Source organism: Nonomuraea sp. NPDC050310 (genome assembly GCF_040655795.1).
Lineage (GTDB): Bacteria > Actinomycetota > Actinomycetes > Streptosporangiales > Streptosporangiaceae > Nonomuraea.
This window is the reverse complement of sequence record NZ_JBFAKP010000020.1, coordinates 110747-127618: the sequence shown is the minus strand read 5'-3', so window position 1 is coordinate 127618 and position 16872 is coordinate 110747. Positions and strand designations below refer to the sequence as shown.

Below are 16872 nucleotides of genomic sequence, written 5' to 3'. Positions count from 1 at the left end.
TTTTCTATGAGCGCGTTCCCCCGTGTGCTGGTCGACGAGGCCCACAGCCAGGCGTGGACCATCCGCCGCGAACTGGCCGTGACCCGCAACCCCGGCCATCCCGACGACAGCAGCTACGCCCGCGCGGCCGAGCGGCTGCGCCACCTCGGGCACACGGTGAGCGCGCACGAGAGCGGCGAGCTCACCGCCGAGGTACTGGCCGGCGCCGACGTCCTGGTGATCGCCCACCCCGCCGAGGAGCGCTGGGAGCGCACCACCGGCCAGGGCAGCCCGGTGTACGGCGAGGCCGAGCTGGCGGCGATCGAGGAGTTCGTCCGCGGCGGCGGCGGCCTGGTCGTGCTGGCCGAGGAGGAGCAGGACAAGTACGGCAACAACCTGGCCGCCCTGCTCGGCCGCTTCGGCGTCGGCGTGACCCACACCACCGTGCGGGACGTGCGCCACGCGCACCGCGACGTGGCCACCTGGGTGCTGGGCGTGCCGGGCCGCGGCGGCCTGCTGGCCGGCGTCGAGCAGGCCTGCTTCTACCGTGCCGGGGCGCTGACCGCCCCCGAGGACGCCACCGTGCTCTTCGCCAGCTCCGCCGAGGCCGTGCCAGCCGGAGCCCCGCTGGCCGTCGCCCTCCCCCACGGCAACGGCCGCGTGGTCGTCTTCGCCGACTCCGACCTGTTCGGCGACGACTCCATCGCCGACTACGACCACCTGACCCTGTGGGGCAACGTCGTCACCTGGGCCGCCCGCGTGCCCGCCGACGCCGGCTCGGCCGCCGCCCGCGACGAGCGCAAGGCCGCCCTCTTCGGCGAGCTCAAGGCCCTGGTCGAGGAGCTGCGCCCGCTCCAGGTCAAGGACGGCTCCGTCCCCGAGCGCCAGGACGAGGCGCGCGCCCTGATCGCCGCGATCTCCGCCAAGATCGGCGAGCTGGCGCCCTTCTTCCCGCACGACGCCGCCTACCTCACCCAGGTCCGGGCCGACCTGGCCAAGTGGGACCTCGGCGTGCCCGACTTCCTCGACTCGCTCGACCTGTTCCACCCCGACACCCAGCGGGTGGACGGCCTGGAGCACCTCGTGGTCTTCCCGATGTACACCCAGAACGGCAACCCGGCCCGCAACCTCGAAGCGGTCTGGCTGCGCACGATCTGGCCCGAGTGGCTGGCCAAGCTGGAGTCCTCCGGCTACGACAACCCGATGTTCGTGCCGATCGCCTTCGAGGACTTCACCGCCGGCTACGACACCCACTCCGCGGTGCTGTTCCCCGAGACCGTCGCGGTGCGCGAGAAGCCGGAGAAGTTCTCCTGGGGCGGCATCTTCGCCGACCGTGAGGCGGCCCGCTTCCGCCGCGTCTCCGAGGCCGCGGCGCAGACGCTCAAGCTCGACCTGCCGCCGGACGCCGAGCGGCTGCTGGCCTCCCAGCGGCTCGCCCAGGACACCTTCGTCATGTGGGACCTCATCCACGACCGCACCCACAGCCACGGCGACCTGCCCTTCGACCCCTTCATGATCAAGCAGCGCATGCCGTACTGGATGTACTCCCTGGAGGAGCTGCGCTGCGACCTGACCGCCTTCGGCGAGGCGGTCAAGCTGGAGGCCGAGGGCGTGCCGCAGGCGCGCTACGTGCAGATCGCGATCCTGTTCGACCGGCTCTTCCGCTTCCCGATCACCGGGGACCGGGTGCGCAACTACGACGGGCTCGGCGGCCAGTTGCTCTTCGCCTACCTGCACCGCAACGACATCGTCCGCTGGACCGACAACCGGCTCCTGGTCGACTGGGCGCGCGTCGCCGACGGCGTCGCGGACCTGCGCGGCGAGGTGGAGAAGCTCTACCGCGACGGCATCGACCGCTCCAAGGCCGCGCACTGGCTGGCCGCCTACGACCTGGTCTCGGCCTACGTCGAGCCGCACCCCTCCTCGAACTGGAAGCGGCGCGAGCTGCCCGAGGAGAACAAGGCCATGGTGGACGCGGTGCTGTCCGACGAGTTCCCCCTGAGCATGTTCTACGAGGCCCTGCGGCGTAAGCTCACCGACGTCGTCGAGTCCACGAAGGGGATCAAGGGATGATCATCCTCATCACCGGGGGCGGCGGGCCGACCGGCCAGGCCCTTTCCGCGCACTTCGCCAAGCACGGCCACACCGTGATCGCGGTCGACAAGGACGACGTCGACCTCCTGGACCGCGCCGCCGTACAGGAACTGGCCCGCTCGGTCGAGGCCGAGCACGGCCGGGTGGACGGCGTCTTCCACCTGGTCGGCGGCTGGCGCGGCGGCAAGACCTTCGCCGAGACCGACCTGGCCGACTGGGACCTGCTGCACGACCTGCTGGTCCGCACCCTCCAGCACGTCTCGCTGGCCTTCGAGCCGCTGCTGCGCAAGAGCGACAACGGCCGCTTCGCCATCGTCTCGGCCAAGGCCGCCGAGCGCCCGACCGCGGGCGGCGCGGCCTACGCCGCGGCCAAGGCCGCCTCGGAGGCGTGGGTCATGTCCCTGGCCGACGGCCTGCGCGACACCGGCTCGGCGGCGACCGTCCTGGTGGTCAAGGCCCTGCTCAACGACGCGATGATCGCCGCCAAGCCGGAGGCCAAGTTCGCCGGCTTCACGCACGTAGATACCCTCGCCGAGGCGGCCGCCGCCCTGTACGAGCGGCCCGCCGAGCAGATCAACGGCACGCGATTGGACCTCACCCAGTGACACCCAGGCACGACCCCTCCAGCAAGGGACTCGCCAGCGACAACTACGCCGGCGTGCACCCCGAGATCCTCCAGGCGATCGTCGAGGCCAACGGCGGCCACCAGAGCCCCTACGGCGACGACGTCTACACCGAGGCGCTCCAGGAGGTCTTCCGGCGGCACTTCGGCCCCAGGGCCACCGTCTGGCCGGTCTTCAACGGCACGGCCGCCAACGTCGTCTCGCTCCGCGCGATGACCGCCCCCTGGGAGGCGGTCGTCTGCGCGGAGAGCGCGCACATCAACACCGACGAGGGCGGCGCCCCCGAGGTGGCCGGCGGCATCAAGCTCCGCACGGTCCCCACCCCGGACGGCAAGCTCACCCCCGACCTGATCGACCTCCAGGCCTGGGGCTTCGGCGACGTGCACCGCGCCCAGCCGCGCGTGGTGTCCATCTCCAACACCACCGAGCAGGGCACCGTCTACACGCCCGAGGAGATCCGCGCGATCACCGAGCACGCCCACTCGCTGGGCATGCTCGTCCACCTCGACGGCTCGCGGCTGTGCAACGCCGCCGCCGCGCTCGACGTCCCGCTCAGCGCGCTGAGCACCGACGCCGGGGTGGACGTGCTCTCCTTCGGCGGGGCCAAGATCGGGCTGCTGTACGGCGAGGCGGTCGTCGTGCTCAACCCGGAGGCGGCCAAGGGCATCGAGTACATCCGCAAGTCGCTGATGCAGCTCGCCTCGAAGATGCGCTTCCTTTCTGTGCAGTTCGAGGCGCTCCTGTCCGGCGACCTGTGGCTGCGCAACGCCCGCCACGCCAACGCGATGGCGCAGCGGCTGGTCACGGCCGTGCGCGACATCCCCGGCGTGCGGATCCCGCGCGCGGTCGAGGCCAACGGCGTCTTCGCGATCCTCCCCAAGGAGGTCACCGAGCGGCTGCAAAAGCGCTTCCACTTCTACACCTGGGACGAGGTCAGCGGCGAGGTGCGCTGGATGTGCGCCTGGGACACCACCGAGGCCGACATCGACGCCTTCGCCGCGGCCCTGCGTGAGGAGATGGCCTCCGCGTGACCGCCCTTCCGGGGCTGGTGCGGGCCGCGCTCGCCGCGGCGGACGCGGCGGCCTTCCCCCACTCCTGCGACCCCGGCACCGGACGCCTGCTGGCCACGCTGGCCGCGGGCGTCCGCGCCGGCGGCCGGGTGATCGAGATCGGCACCGGGACCGGCGCGGGCGCGGCCTGGCTGGTCTCCGGCCTGCTGCCGCGCACCGACGTCACGGTGACCACCATCGAGAACGACCCCGAGCGCGCCGCCGCGGCTGCCCGGCTGCCGTGGCCCGACTTCGTGGACCTCCAGCAGGGCGACGCCCTCGAACTGCTTCAGGCCGTGCGAGGCCGCTGCGACCTGCTGTTCGCCGACGCGGCGGCGGGCAAGCAGCACGGGCTCGACCTGTCGGTGGCCGCCCTGGCGCCCGGCGGGACGCTGATCGTGGACGACATGACCGAGTACCCGGGCTCCACCTGGCCCGAGGACTTCCGCGCGCGGCAGCGGGCGGTCCGCGAGCGCCTGCTCGGCGACCCCGGCCTCGTCGCGGCCGAGCTCCCGCACGGCCCGGGCCTCATCCTGGCCACCCGCCGCCGCTGACGGCCCGCCTCAGCGGGTGAGGATCGAGGGGTACGGCCGGCCGCCCCGGTGCCGGAGCAGGTCGGTCATCAGCTTGATCTCCCCGCTCTGCCCGCCGACGATCTTCTGCGCCATGCGCACCACCTCGTCCCGGTCGGAGCGCTCGATGAGCGCCTCGGCCATCTGCACCCCGCCCTCGTGGTGGCGGATCATGAGCTGCAGGAACAGGACCTCGGCCTCCTTGCCGGTCAGGCTCTTGAGCTTGGCCAGCTCCTCCTTGGAGGCCATCCCCGGCATTCCCGCTTCCGATGCTCCTGGCGACGGTGCTCCTGGCGACTGTGCTCCTGCCGACTGTGCTCCCGCCGACGGTGCGGCGCCGTGCCCGGCGTGCCCGGCCATCCACGCCATCGACGGCCGCTCGCCGACCTCCGGCAGCCCCCACTGCTCCAGCCAGCCGGTGAACCGGCCCCGCTGGGTGGCCTGGGTGTTGATGATGTCGAAGGCCAGGTTGCGCACGTCGGCGTCCTGGGTGCGGTTGTAGACGAGGAACGACATCTCGACCGCCTGGCCGTGATGGGTCCCCATGTCACGGGCGAACCCGGCCTCGGCCGAGGCGTCGGACGGCGTGCCGTCCCGCAGGAAGAGGAAGGCGGCCGCCACCAGGAGCAGGGCGAGGGCGCCGGCGATGATCATTCTGGGCTTTTGCATGGCACGTCCAGCGTACCGACCAGCAGATAAAGGCAGCTTATTCTCCATATACGCCCGTAGGGCATAAGGTGACCCCTGATTGCCATCCCGATGGAGGAACGATGACGAAGGAGAAGGCCGTCGCCAGGCGCGAGCAGCTGGCGAAGGCCCGTGCCCAGCAGCAGCGCAAGGAGCGACGCGCCGCACTGATCATGTGGGGCGCCGGCGGTGCCGTCATCCTGCTCCTCGTCGGGCTGGTCGGCTTCTACCTGGTCAAGCAGGGCCGCGAGACCTCGCTGGACGGCGCCATCTCGGCCAAGTTCGAGGGCGGCAACCACGTCTGGAACACCGTCAAGTACCCGCAGACCCCGCCCATGGGCGGTGAGCACAACAACTACTGGCAGCAGTGCGACGTCTACGACAAGCCGATCCACAACGAGCACGCGGTGCACTCGCTGGAGCACGGCGCGGTCTGGATCACCTACCGTCCCGACCTGCCCAAGGACCAGGTGGACAAGATCAAGGAGATCGCCGGCAGCACGGGCAACAGCGAGTACATGCTGGTCAGCCCGTACGAGGGCCTGCCCGCGCCGATCGTCGCCAGCTCGTGGGGCCACCAGCTGAAGTTCCAGACGCTGGAGGAGCCGCGCCTGCGGGCCTTCATCAAGAAGTACCAGAACGGCCCGGACACCCCTGAGCCCGGCGCCACCTGCGGTGGGGAGAACGCCATCACCACCACCGCAGAGCAGCCGCTGCCGCCGGAGCCCAAGGCCGACCCGGCGACCGTGCCGTCGACCGCCCCCTCGGGCGCTCCCTCGGCCACGCCGTCGGCCGTCCCCTCGGCGACCAAGAGCTAGCCGGTCACGTCAGCAGTTCCTCGAAGGGCACCCAGTCCAGCCCGTGCGCCTGCGCCACGGGCTCGCTGACCAGGTGCCCTTCGTGCGTGCTGAGGCCCAGCGCGAGCGCCGGGTCCTCGCGCAGCGCGCTCAGCCCGCGCTCGGCCAGGGCCAGCGCGTAGGGCAGCGTCATGTTGGTCAGCGCGTAGGTCGAGGTGTGCGGCACCGCGCCCGGCATGTTCGCCACGCAGTAGAACAGCGAGTTGCGCACCGGGTACGTCGGCTCGGCGTGCGTCGTGGGCCGCGAGTCCTCGAAGCAGCCGCCCTGGTCGATGGAGATGTCCACCAGCACCGACCCGGTCTTCATCGCGCTGACCAGCTCGTTGCTGATCAGCGTCGGCGCCTTCGCGCCCGGCACCAGCACCGCCCCGATGACCAGGTCGGCCTCCAGCACCGCCTTCTCGATCTCCAGGGCGTTGGAGGCGATCGTCTGGCAGTGGCCCTGGTAGATGACGTCCGCCTGGCGCAGCTTGTCGATGTTGCGGTCCAGCAGGACCACCTCGGCCTGCATGCCGAGCGCGATCGCCGCGGCGTTCATGCCCGAGACGCCCGCCCCGATGACCACCACGTGCGCCGCGCGCACGCCCGAGACGCCGCCCATCAGCACGCCCCGGCCGCCTTCCGGCCGCATCAGGTGGTAGGCGCCCACCTGCGGCGCCAGCCGTCCGGCCACCTCGGACATCGGCGCCAGCAGCGGCAGCCGGCCGTCCGGAGTCTGCACCGTCTCGTAGGCGATCGCGGTCGTGCCCGCCTCCAGCAGCGCCCGCGTGCACTCGGCCGAGGCGGCCAGGTGCAGGTAGGTGAAGAGGATCTGGGACTTGCGCAGCCGGTGGTACTCCTCGGCCACCGGCTCCTTGACCTTCAGGATCAGGTCGCCCTCGGCCCACACCTCGTCGGCGCTGCCCAGGATGACCGCTCCCGCGGCCGTGAAGTACTCGTCCGGGATCGCCGAGCCCGCGCCCGCGTCGTGTTCGACGTAGACCTGGTGGCCTTGCCGGATGAGCTCGTGGGCGCCGGCTGGGGTGAGGGCGACCCGGTACTCGTGGTTTTTGACCTCGCGTGGAACTCCGACCTTCATACCAACCCACTTCCCCCACAAAGCGGGAGGAATCTGCGATTACCCGGCCGCCGCTCCTCCTCGATAGGCTCGCCCCGTGTCGTCGACGGACAAGCAGCCGCCCGCCGAGACCCCGCCCCCGCCCGCACCGGAGGCGGAGGCGGCCAGGGCGAGCAGGCTGACCACCATCGTGCTGCTCACCTCCCTGGTGCTCGTCGTCCTGACGGCCGGCGTGCTCGGCACGGTCGCGGTGCTGATGACCAAGAACCCCGACAGCCCCCTCCTCGGCGGACGGCCGCCGAAGCAACTCGCGCTCAGCATCCACTTCGCCCCGGTCAAGGAGGCCAAGCCGGCCTGCCCGGGGGAGAAGGGCTTCCTCGACGCCAAGATGACCTGCTACATCCTGGAGGAGGGCGTCACCGTCACCGCCGTCCAGGAGATCGAGGCGCTCAAGCTCAAGAGCGGCTACGCCGTCCGCATCGCCTTCGCGCCCGCCTTCCTGCCGCGCATGGCCGACCTGGTCAACGAGCTCTACACCGACCAGCGGCAGCTCGCCGTCGTCCACAACCTCACCGTCGTCGCCGCCCCCGCCGTCACCCAGGAGATGACCGGGGACAGCCTGATGATCTCCGGCTTCACCCAGGAGGCCGCCGAGGAACTCGCCGCCCGCCTCCGCGGCCCCGAGACCGCCCCCACCACCGCCCCTGAACCCGCTTCGTCCCCCGGCACCTTCACCCCGCCCCCCGGCACCCCGGCGACGCCACCGCCCACCACCCCGACCCCCCAGACCGCCCCGGCCACCGCCTCCCCGCGCGCCGGCGACGGCGGCGTCGACCCCAAGTTCGCCACCTGCGCCGAAGCCTTCGAGAACGGGTACGGCGGGCCGTACCACAAGGGCCGTCCCGAGTACGACTACTACGTCGACAAGGACAGGAACGGCGTCGCCTGCAACTCCGGCGACCTGTGACCCGGTGGCCGGGCGGCCTAGCCGAACTGGCCGACGGCGAAGTAGAGCACGAAGATCGCTGAGACGATCCACAGCAGCCAGGGGATCTCGTGGAAGCGGCCGCGGGCGGCCTTGATGACGGTGTAGGCGATGACGCCGGCGCCGACGCCGTTGGTGATGCTGTAGGTGAACGGCATCAGGGCGATGGTCAGGAAGGCCGGGATGGCCAGGTCGAGGTCGTCCCACGGGACGCTCCGGCTCTGCGTCATCATCAGCGCCCCGACCAGCACCAGCGCCGGGGCCGCCGCGGCGGCCGGGACCACGGCGGCCAGCGGGGTGAACAGCAGGGTCAGCCCCAGCAGCGCGCCGGTCGCGACGCTGGCCAGGCCGGTACGGGCGCCCTCACCGACGCCGGCGGCCGACTCGACGAAGACGGTGTTGGCCGAGGCGCTCATCGTGCCGCCGACCACGCCGGCGATGCCGTCCACGGTCAGGATGCGGCCCAGCCGCGGCACCCGGCCCCGCTCGTCCACCAGCCCGGCCTCGTCGCTGACGCCGATGATGGTGCCCATCGCGTCGAAGAACCCGGACAACACCAGCGTGAACAGCACGACGGAGGCGGTGAGCACCCCGGCCCGGGCGAAACCGCCGAACACGTCGAACTGCCCGACCAGCCCGAAGTCGGGCAACGCGACCAGCGACTCGGGCATCCGCGGCACCACCACGCCCCAGCTCTTCGGGTCGATGACGCCGACCGAGTTGACCACCACCGCGACGACCGTGGTGAGCACGATGCTGATCAGGATCGCGCCGGGGGTGCGGCGGACGTACAGCACGATCATCAGCAGCAGGCCGAAGCAGAACACCGCCACCGGCCAGCCGGTCAGGTGCCCGGTGGCGCCGAGCTGCACCGGCGTGCCCGCGCCCTTGGCGACGAACCCGGCGTCGACCAGGCCGATCAGCGCGATGAACAGGCCGATGCCGACGCCGATCGCGTGCTTCAGGGCCAGCGGGATGGAGTTCATGATCAGGGTGCGCAGGCCGGAGACGGCCAGCAGGATGATGACCAGGCCCTCCAGGACCACCAGGCCCATCGCCTGGGCCCACGTCATGTACGGCGCCGCCTGGTAGGCCACCACCGCGTTCAGCCCCAGGCCGGCTGCCAGCCCGAAGGGCGCGTTGCCCACGAACGCCATCAGCAGCGTGCACAGCGCGGCGGCCAGGGCGGTTGAGGTGGTGAGCTGGGCGATCGAGAGCTTGGCGCCGGTGACGTCGGTGGCTCCGCCGAGGATGATCGGGTTCAGGAGGATGATGTAGGCCATCGCCATGAACGTGGTGATCCCGCCGCGCACCTCACGCCCGGGCGTGGTCCCGCGCGCGGACAGCTCGAAGAACCGGTCCATGACAGCCCCCTTCACGATCACGGGGGATGCCGGTGTCCTTACCCGCGGGGGGTGGAGCAAAATCCCTCCGGTTCCGGGCTGCCCACCACATGACCGCCCGCTACAAACGGCTCGCCACGCGCCCGCCCACCAGATGACCGGCTGCCACGTGCCCGCCCACCACACGCCCGCCTGGCGCATGACGCCCGCCACGTGCCCGACCCCCGCCTGCCCCCGCTCCCGCCAGCCCCCGCCCCCGCGCATCGATGCGGCGGGATGAGGGTGCGGCGGGAGATGATCCTGTACGGCGAAGCAGCCGGTGCCGCGACCCTCGGAGAAGACGCGGCGGAACCGAGGGCGCAGGCCCACACCCCTGGGGGGGCTGGGCCGGCAGCCAGCACGAGGAGGCGGACCGGCGGTAGGGGGCCGACCCGCTTCAGGGGCGCGGCGAGGCGGGGTGCTGGGCGGTTACCGATGGGCAAAGCCGGGGTGTTGGGCGGTGCCGAGGGGTGGGGCTGGGGTGTTGGGCGGTGCCGGGGGGTGGGGCTGGGATGGTGGGGGAGGCCAAGGGTGGGGGGACGGCCCGGGCCAGGGTGGTTCGGGCCGGGCCGGACCATGGTGGGGGTCGGGCCGGTTGGGCGGGGGCCGTGGGGCCCCCGCTTACGCCCCCGTGACCGGCCGGCCGTAAGGGTCAGTGCTTCTCGTGTTTGCCGCCGCCCACCAAGGCAACGAACTCGTCCAGCCCGATGAGCCCGTCCCCGTCGGCGTCGGCCGCGGCGATGGCCGCCTCGATCTCGCCGTCGGACAGCCCGTCGGCGCCGAGGGCCTCGTTCACCTGGCGGATCTCGGCGGCCGAGATCCGCCCGTTGCCGTCCACGTCGAACCGCTCGAACTCGGCGCGGGCCGCGTCACGCACGTCAGACATCGCAATACCTCCCGTTAGTTGGCGGCCAATCTACCGACTCCAAGCCGGGCCGCGCGTCGGAGGTCAGCCGAAGACGATGTCCTCGGGCCGGACGGGCACGCGGGCGAGGGGTTTGCCGGTGGCGGCGCGGACGGCGGCGACGATGGCCGGGGTGGAGGAGAGGGTGGGCGGCTCACCGGCGCCGCGAAGCCCGTAGGGGGCATGCGGATCCGGAAATTCCAGGATCTGTACGGTCATGGGCGGCATGTCGAGCACGGTGGGGATCAGGTAGTCGGTGAACGACGGGTTCCGCACGATCCCGTCCTTGACCTGGATCTCCTCCATCAACGCCAGCCCCAGCCCCTGCGCCGACCCCCCGTGGATCTGCCCTTCGAGCGCCAAGGGGTTGAGCGCCTTGCCGACGTCCTGAACGGCGTCGAGCGCGACCACCTTCACCAGCCCGAGTTCCACGTCGACGTCCACGACCGCCCGGTGCACGCAGAGCGCGAGCTGGGTGTGCGAGTCGCCCTGCCCGGTGACCGGGTCGAGCGCGACGGTGGGCCGGTGCCGGTACTCGCGGGTCTCCTCGACCGGCCCGAACCGCTCCAGCGCTTCCCGTACCGGCAGCCCCTTGAAGCGTTCGCGGACGGCCAGGCACGCCTCGCGCACCGCGCCGCCGGTGACGTAGGACTGCCGCGAGGCCGAGGAGGAGCCGGCGGAGCCGACCGTGGTGTCGGCCGTGGCCACGGTGACCCGTTCCACGCCGAGCTCGGTCCGGGCGATCTGCGCCTGGACGGTGACCAGGCCCTGGCCGACCTCGGCGGCGGCGGTGTGCACGGTGGCGTGCGGCTCCCCGTCGACCAGCTCGACCCGCACCCGCGCGGTGGAGTAGTCGTCGAAGCCTTCGGAGAAGCAGATGTTCTTGATGCCCACGCCGTACCCGATGCCCCGCCGTACCGACTCGCCGTGGGTGGTCTGGGAGACGCCGCCGGGCAGGGAGCGCAGGTCGGAGGGCTCCAGCGGCGCGGGCTCGGGCAGTTCGGCCAGCCGTACCAGCATCTCGGCCAGCGGCGCGGGGGAGTCGACGAGCTGGCCGGTCGCCAGCCGCGAGCCCTGGGAGACGGCGTTGATCCGGCGCACCTCCAGCGGCGACAGGCCGCAGGCCTCGGCGAGCTTGTCCATCTGCGACTCGTAGGCGAAGCACGCCTGCACCGCGCCGAAGCCGCGCATCGCGCCGCAGGGCGGGTTGTTGGTGTAGACGCCGGTCGCGACCAGGTCCACGTTCGGCACCTCGTAGGGGCCGACGCCGAGCGAGGCGGCGTTGCCGACGACGGCGGGGGAGGAGGAGCAGTAGGCGCCGCCGTCCAGGAGGATCTCGCCGCGCACGTAGACGAGCCGGCCGTCGCGCGTGGCGCCGTGCTCGTAACGCATCCAGGCGGGGTGGCGGTGGACGTGGCCGAAGAAGGACTCCTCGCGGCTGTAGGACATCTTGACCGGCCGGTTCAGCCGCAGCGCCAGCAGGCAGGCGTGCACCTGCATCGACAGGTCCTCGCGGGCGCCGAACGCGCCGCCCACCCCGGCCAGCGTCAGCCGTACCTTCTCCGGCGGCAGGCCCAGGCAGGGCGCGAGCTGGTCGCGGTCGACGTGCAGCCACTGGGTGGCGATGTAGAGGTCGACGCCGCCGTCCTCGGCCGGTACGGCCAGCCCCGACTCGGGCCCGAGCGGGGCCTGGTCCTGCATGCCGACCTCGTACTCGCCGCGCACCACGACCTCGGCCTCGAAGACGGATCCGACCGTCACCGGCTGGCGGCGCAGCACCTCGGTGGCCAGGCGCGGATCGGTGACCGGTTCGCGCACCTCGTAGTCCACCACGATCGCCGCCGCCGCCCGCCGCGCGGTCTCCGGGTGCTCGGCGGCCACCAGCGCGACCGCCTCGCCCTGGTAGCGCACCTGGTCGATGGCGAGCACCGGCTGGTCCTTGTGCTCCAGGCCGTAGAACTTCTCACCGGGCACGTCCTCGTGCGTCAGCACCGCCAGCACGCCCGGCACCGCCAGCGCCGGCCCGATGTCGATCGAGCGGATCCACGCCGACGGGTGCGGGCTGCGCAGCGTCACCCCCCAGACCATGCCCTCCAGCCACAGATCGGAGGCGTAGGCGAACTCGCCGGTCACCTTGAGCGTGGCGTCGGGCCGCAGCGTGCTCGCGCCGACGCCCTGGGAGATCGCGGTGTGACTCATCCTCCGAGTACAGCACCGGCGTGCGGAGCGGTCCTATGCCCCGCGCGTGAAATCACGGCAGATCGCGGTAAGGCTTGGCTTGTATATTCCTCCAAGTGCGGATCAGAGACCTGGAGCGCCTCGGCGTCCGGCTGCTCACCGGCGACGCCGAGCGGGAGTTCAGCGCGGTCTACGTCACCGACCTGCCCGATCCGGGCCGCTACCTGTCCGGCGGCGAGCTGGTGCTCAGCGGCCTGATGTGGTGGCACGGCGAGGAGGACTCGGCCGCCTTCGTCGCCGCGCTCGTCCGCTCGCGGGTGGCCGCGCTCGGCGCCGGCCAGGCGTGGCTCGGCCGCATCCCCGAGGACCTGGTGCGGGCCTGCGAGGCCGCAGGGCTGCCGCTGATCGAGATCCCGGCCGAGGTCTCCTTCCGCGAGATCGTCGACGTCACCGTCGGGCGGCTCGCCGGTGACGTGCGCGAGGCGCTCGGCCGGCACCGCCGCATCGTCGCCGCCGTCGCCGAGGGGGCCGACCTGCCCGAGCTGTTCGCGCTCACCGCGGCCGAGCTCGGCGTCACAGGCGCGGTCGTCTCCGCGACCGGCGAGCTCATCGTGGGCACGGCCGAGGATCCGGTACGGCTGGCGCGCGCCTACCTCACCGCGCCCCGCCTGCCGTACCTGGTGGAGGGCAGGACCGTCTTCGGCGTGGGGCGGATGCCCCGCGCCGCGGGGTGGGCGCTGGTCGTGGACGGCGACCTGACCGAGCGCGCCGACGTCGGCTACGAGCTGGCCGCCTGCGTCGCCCTGGAACGCCGCCGCCTGGACGAGGGCCGGCGCGTCGAGCGGCGCCTGCTGGCCGAGCTGCTGGCCGCCCGCACCGACCTGGGCCCGCGCCTGCAGACCTGCGGCATCGGCCCCGGCGACCCCTACGCCGTGGTCAGCGCCGGCACGGAGCCCGAGGTCCTGGAGCAGCTCGTCGGCCGCACCGCCGTGGCCGCGCCCTTCGCCGGCGCGGCCGTCTGCCTCGTCGCCCACCCCGGCGACCTGTCCGTACGGCTCCGCCGCGGCGTCGAGGTGCTCGGCGACCCCGCCCTCGCCCTGGGCCTCAGCGGCACCCTCACCGGAGCCGACGCCCTGCGCGGCGGCCTGGAGGAGGCCGGCCACGCCCGGCACCTGGCCGAGTCGCGCTCCGGCGGCGTGGTCACCAGCGCCGAGATCTACACCCACGCCCTGCTCATCGCCACCGCCCCGGCCGACGTGCGCGCCTCCTTCACCCGCCGGCTGCTGGGCCCGCTGCTCGACTACGACCGCCGCCACCAGTCGGAGCTCCTGCGCACGCTGGAGGTCTTCCTCGACTGCGCCGGATCGTGGCACCTGTGCGGCGAGCGCATGCACGTCCACGTCAACACGGTGCGCTACCGGATCAGGCGGGTGGAGGAGCTGACCGGGCGAGACCTGTCGGCGATGGCCGACCGGGTGGACTTCTACCTGGCGTTGCGCGCCAGGTGAGGCCACGCGCTCGCGTCGCGCGCCTGCTGGAGCAGCAGGCTCTCCTCGTGCAGGGGCTTGTCCCAGCTACCGGCCCTGCTGCCGGCCAGCCGCTCGGCCTCCGCCCAGTGCCGGTGCGCGGTCTTCAGGTCGCCGAGCAGCCGGTGGGTCCGTGACAGGCCGAGCGCGCACTCGATCTCGGTGATCCGCGCACCGGAGACGATCACCACCTTGGCCTCGCTGTAGTGCCGCAGGGCGGCGGCCAGCTCGCCCTGCTCCAGGCAGACCGCCGCCAGCTTGCACAGCACCACTCCGAGATGCCAGCGGTCGCCCGACTCCAGCGCCATCCGCCACGCCCGCTCCAACCGGCTGCGGGCGGCGGCCGGCCGGCCCAGGCCGAGCAGCGAGGAGGCCGCCATCATCAGCGCGTAGCGCTGCCCGACCTCGGAGCCGATCTCGGTGGCGATCCGGAGCTGGCACTCGGCGTGGTGCAGGGACTCCCCGTACCGCTCGGCGGTGTGCAGGGTGGCCGCCATGTTGGCGTGCGCGCGCTGCTCGCAGAAGCGGTCGCCGATCCGCCGGGCCAGGCCCAGATGGGTGGTGTGGTGGGCCAGCGCCTCGGTGACGCGGCCCATCATGTTCTGGGCGGCGGCGACGTGGTTGTGGGCCTCCAGCGCCATGCGGTCGTCGCCGAGCCGCTCGCTGACCGCCAGCACCCGCTCGTTCAGCCTGAGCTGGTCGTGGGCCTGGCAGCTCACGTGCTGGAACCAGTAGAGGGCGAAGGTGACCGCCACCCCGAGCCTGGCGACGTCGTCGTCCGGCTCGGCCAGCGCCTGGCTCGCGGCGGCGACGAGGTTGGCCTGCTCGGTGCCCAGCCAGTCGCGGGCCTGCTCGGCGTCGGCCAGGAACATCGGCCGGGCACGGACCGGCGGCCCGACCGGCTGCACCCGGTGCGGGTCGGTGAGGCGGGCGGCCACCCGCGCGGTCGCCGCGTAGTGGCCCAGGGCGCGCAGCAGGACCGCGCGGTGCTTGGCCGGCGTCAGCCCCGCCGAGAAGAGCCGCACGAGATCGTGCATGTGGTAGCGGCCGGGCCCGCCGCGGTCGAGGAGGTGGCCGGCCGCCAGCCGCTCCAGGGCGGCCTCGGCCTGGGCCGTGCCGGAACCGAGCAGCGCGGCGGCGGCCTCCACGGTGACGTCGGGGACGTGCAGGTGGCCTAACAGCGCCAGCGCCCGCGCGGCCTGCCGGTCGAGCCGGCTGCCGCTGTCGCGCAGGACCCGCCAGCTCGTGGTGAAGCTGGCCCGGACCGCGAGGTCGCCCGTCTCCAGCTCCTGGAGCCGGCGCTGCTCGTCGTCCAGACGGGCGGCGAAGGCGGCCAGGCTCCAGCCGGGCTGGTCGGCGAGCCGGGCGCTGGCGATGCGCAGCGCGAGCGGCAGCCAGTCGCACAGCCGGGCGATGCGCTCGGCCTCCTCGCGCTCGGCGGCGCACCGCTCGGGCCCGATCAGCCGGGAGAGCATGGTGAAGGCCTCGGTGTCGCCCATCCGCTCCAGCGTCGTCTGCGCGCAGTCGTCCAGATGCGAGAGCGACTCCCGGCTCGTCACCAGGACGGCGCAGCCGGCCGGCAGCGACAGCAGCGGCCGGAGCTGGGCCGCACCGGCGGCGTTGTCGAGGACCACGAGCAGCCGCCGCTGGTCCAGCGTGCTGCGCCACAGGGCGGAGGCCTCGTCCAGGCTCGGCGGGACCTGCGCCCCTGGCACGCCCAGCGCGCGCAGGAAGCGCCCGAGGACGTCGAGCGGCGCCAGCGGGCTCACCCCCGGCGTCGCGCCGTGCAGGTTGACGTAGAGCTGCCCGTCCGGGAAGCGGTCGCGCACCCGGTGCGCCACGTGCAGCGCGAGGGCGGACTTGCCCGCGCCGGGCGCGCCGGAGATCGCCACGACCGGCGTCGGCCCGGAGCCGTCGGCCGGGGCGAGCCGGGCCCGGACCAGCGTGCTGACCGCCTCCCGGCCCACGAAGCCGGTCAGGTCGCGCGGGAGCTGGCGCGGGACCGAGGGGGCGAGCCGGCCCAGCGAGACCAGCTCGCGGCAGCGGACCAGCCGGTCGCCGGGCGCGGTGTCCAGCTCCTCTCGCAGCACCCGGGTGCCCTCCTCGAAGACCTCCACGGCCTCGGGCCCGCGCCCGGCGCGATCCAGGGCGATCATGAGCAGTTCGCGGGCCGGCTCGTGCAGCGGGTGCGACCTGGTCAGCGCCGTGAGCCCGGCCACCGCCTCGCGGGGACGGCCGAGCGTCAGCAGGAGCCGGCCGCGCTCCTCCTCCGCGCGCAGCCGCAGGTCGTCCAGCCGCAGCCGCTCGCTCTCGGCGAAGGGGCCCGGCACGCCGATCAGGGCCGGCCCGCGCCACAGCTCCAGCGCCTGTTCCACCAGGTCGAGGGCGTGCGCGGACGAGGAGGTGCGGGCCTCGTCGAGGCGGCGGGCGAGCAGGAGGCAGTCGACCCCGTCGGGCCCGAGATCGAGCAGGTAGCCGTTCGCGACGCCGTGCAGCAGGCCCGAGGGGGCGCGCCGGCCCCGGCGCGGGTCGAGCGCGCGGCGCAGTCCGGCGACGTAGGTGTAGATGCTCTGCCGGGCGCTTCGCGGCGGGCGTTCGCCCCACAGGCCGTCCACGAGCTGGTCGAGCGAGAAGGGCTGCCCGGCTCCGCAGGCCAGCATCGCCAGCACGGCCTGTTGCCGCGGGGGGCCCAGCGGGATCTCCTCGGATCCGCGCGATGCGGCGACGGGACCCAGCAGGCGCACGAACACGCTGTCAGTCAACACGGTCTTCCCGGCCGACGAGGATGGGGTCAGTAAAGCAGCCTAACCAAATCGGGGATCACGTAAAGGCCCGTGTAGATGGAATGTAGAAGCGACGGTTAGCGTGAGGGCCGCTCCGGCGATGCCAGGGCCGGAGGAGGCGGGCGGCCGGTCGCAACGGCCGATCACCGCCAGGTGAGTGCCTGGCGCATTCCGCGTGCGGTGCGGAATGCGCCAG

The 16872-nt window shown here is 72.9% G+C and carries 13 protein-coding genes; 7 read left to right on the top strand and 6 right to left on the bottom strand.

The genetic code is table 11. The features are described from left to right. Positions 1–6 precede the first annotated feature (6 nt). Genes AB0I67_RS33755 through AB0I67_RS33740 form a run of 4 tightly spaced genes read left to right on the top strand, consistent with a single transcriptional unit; the run spans position 7 to position 4299 of the window. A complete protein-coding gene (locus tag AB0I67_RS33755; RefSeq protein WP_357932028.1) occupies positions 7–2052 on the top strand; it encodes a DUF6421 family protein in 2046 nt (681 codons plus the stop codon). Next, entirely contained in the window at positions 2049–2678 is a 630-nt protein-coding gene (locus AB0I67_RS33750; RefSeq protein ID WP_357932026.1) for an SDR family NAD(P)-dependent oxidoreductase, read from the top strand. The genes AB0I67_RS33755 and AB0I67_RS33750 overlap by 4 nt, the downstream gene beginning before the upstream one ends. Beyond that, positions 2675–3727 carry a low specificity L-threonine aldolase gene (locus AB0I67_RS33745; RefSeq protein ID WP_357932023.1) on the top strand — a complete coding sequence of 351 codons (1053 nt, stop codon included), beginning with the start codon at positions 2675–2677 and terminating at the stop codon, positions 3725–3727. Before AB0I67_RS33750 ends, AB0I67_RS33745 begins: the two co-directional genes overlap by 4 nt. Continuing rightward, a complete protein-coding gene (locus AB0I67_RS33740) occupies positions 3724–4299 on the top strand; it encodes a class I SAM-dependent methyltransferase (RefSeq protein ID WP_357932022.1) in 576 nt (191 codons plus the stop codon). The genes AB0I67_RS33745 and AB0I67_RS33740 overlap by 4 nt, the downstream gene beginning before the upstream one ends. A 9-nt stretch (positions 4300–4308) precedes the next feature. Here AB0I67_RS33740 and AB0I67_RS33735 read toward each other — a convergent pair whose 3' ends face one another. Beyond that, the gene (locus AB0I67_RS33735; protein ID WP_357932021.1) at positions 4309–4986 is read right to left on the bottom strand and encodes a DUF305 domain-containing protein; all 678 of its coding nucleotides are present in this window, start codon (positions 4984–4986) and stop codon (positions 4309–4311) included. 101 nt (positions 4987–5087) lie between these two features. Between AB0I67_RS33735 and AB0I67_RS33730 the strand changes: the two genes are divergently transcribed. Beyond that, on the top strand, positions 5088–5822 hold the full coding sequence (locus tag AB0I67_RS33730) for a DUF3105 domain-containing protein (protein WP_357932018.1): 735 nt from the start codon (positions 5088–5090) through the stop codon (positions 5820–5822). A gap of 4 nt (positions 5823–5826) precedes the next feature. Here the strand turns inward: AB0I67_RS33730 and ald are convergent, their stop codons facing one another. Next, positions 5827–6939, bottom strand: coding sequence for an alanine dehydrogenase (gene ald, locus AB0I67_RS33725; RefSeq protein WP_357932016.1), 1113 nt, complete (start codon positions 6937–6939; stop codon positions 5827–5829). Between the two features lie 76 nt (positions 6940–7015). Between ald and AB0I67_RS33720 the strand changes: the two genes are divergently transcribed. Beyond that, on the top strand, positions 7016–7885 hold the full coding sequence (locus AB0I67_RS33720; RefSeq protein ID WP_357932013.1) for an excalibur calcium-binding domain-containing protein: 870 nt from the start codon (positions 7016–7018) through the stop codon (positions 7883–7885). A 17-nt stretch (positions 7886–7902) separates the two neighbouring features. Here AB0I67_RS33720 and AB0I67_RS33715 read toward each other — a convergent pair whose 3' ends face one another. The 3 genes from AB0I67_RS33715 to AB0I67_RS33705 form a co-directional block, all read right to left on the bottom strand. After that, complete coding sequence (locus tag AB0I67_RS33715; protein ID WP_357932010.1) at positions 7903–9267, bottom strand: NCS2 family permease; 1365 nt, start codon at positions 9265–9267, stop codon at positions 7903–7905. A gap of 670 nt (positions 9268–9937) precedes the next feature. Further along, entirely contained in the window at positions 9938–10171 is a 234-nt protein-coding gene (locus tag AB0I67_RS33710) for an EF-hand domain-containing protein (RefSeq protein ID WP_357932007.1), read from the bottom strand. A 63-nt stretch (positions 10172–10234) separates the two neighbouring features. Then, positions 10235–12388: a molybdopterin cofactor-binding domain-containing protein gene (locus tag AB0I67_RS33705; protein WP_357932004.1), complete on the bottom strand. Its 2154-nt coding sequence runs from the start codon at positions 12386–12388 to the stop codon at positions 10235–10237. Positions 12389–12483: 95 nt separating this feature from the next. Between AB0I67_RS33705 and AB0I67_RS33700 the strand changes: the two genes are divergently transcribed. Further along, positions 12484–13875 (top strand): helix-turn-helix domain-containing protein, encoded by a 1392-nt coding sequence (locus tag AB0I67_RS33700; protein WP_357932001.1) that lies wholly within the window; start codon positions 12484–12486, stop codon positions 13873–13875. On the opposite strand, the gene AB0I67_RS33695 is transcribed toward AB0I67_RS33700, so the two are convergent. After that, positions 13851–16655, bottom strand: coding sequence for a BTAD domain-containing putative transcriptional regulator (locus AB0I67_RS33695; protein ID WP_357931998.1), 2805 nt, complete (start codon positions 16653–16655; stop codon positions 13851–13853). The genes AB0I67_RS33700 and AB0I67_RS33695 overlap by 25 nt on opposite strands. Positions 16656–16872 lie beyond the last annotated feature (217 nt).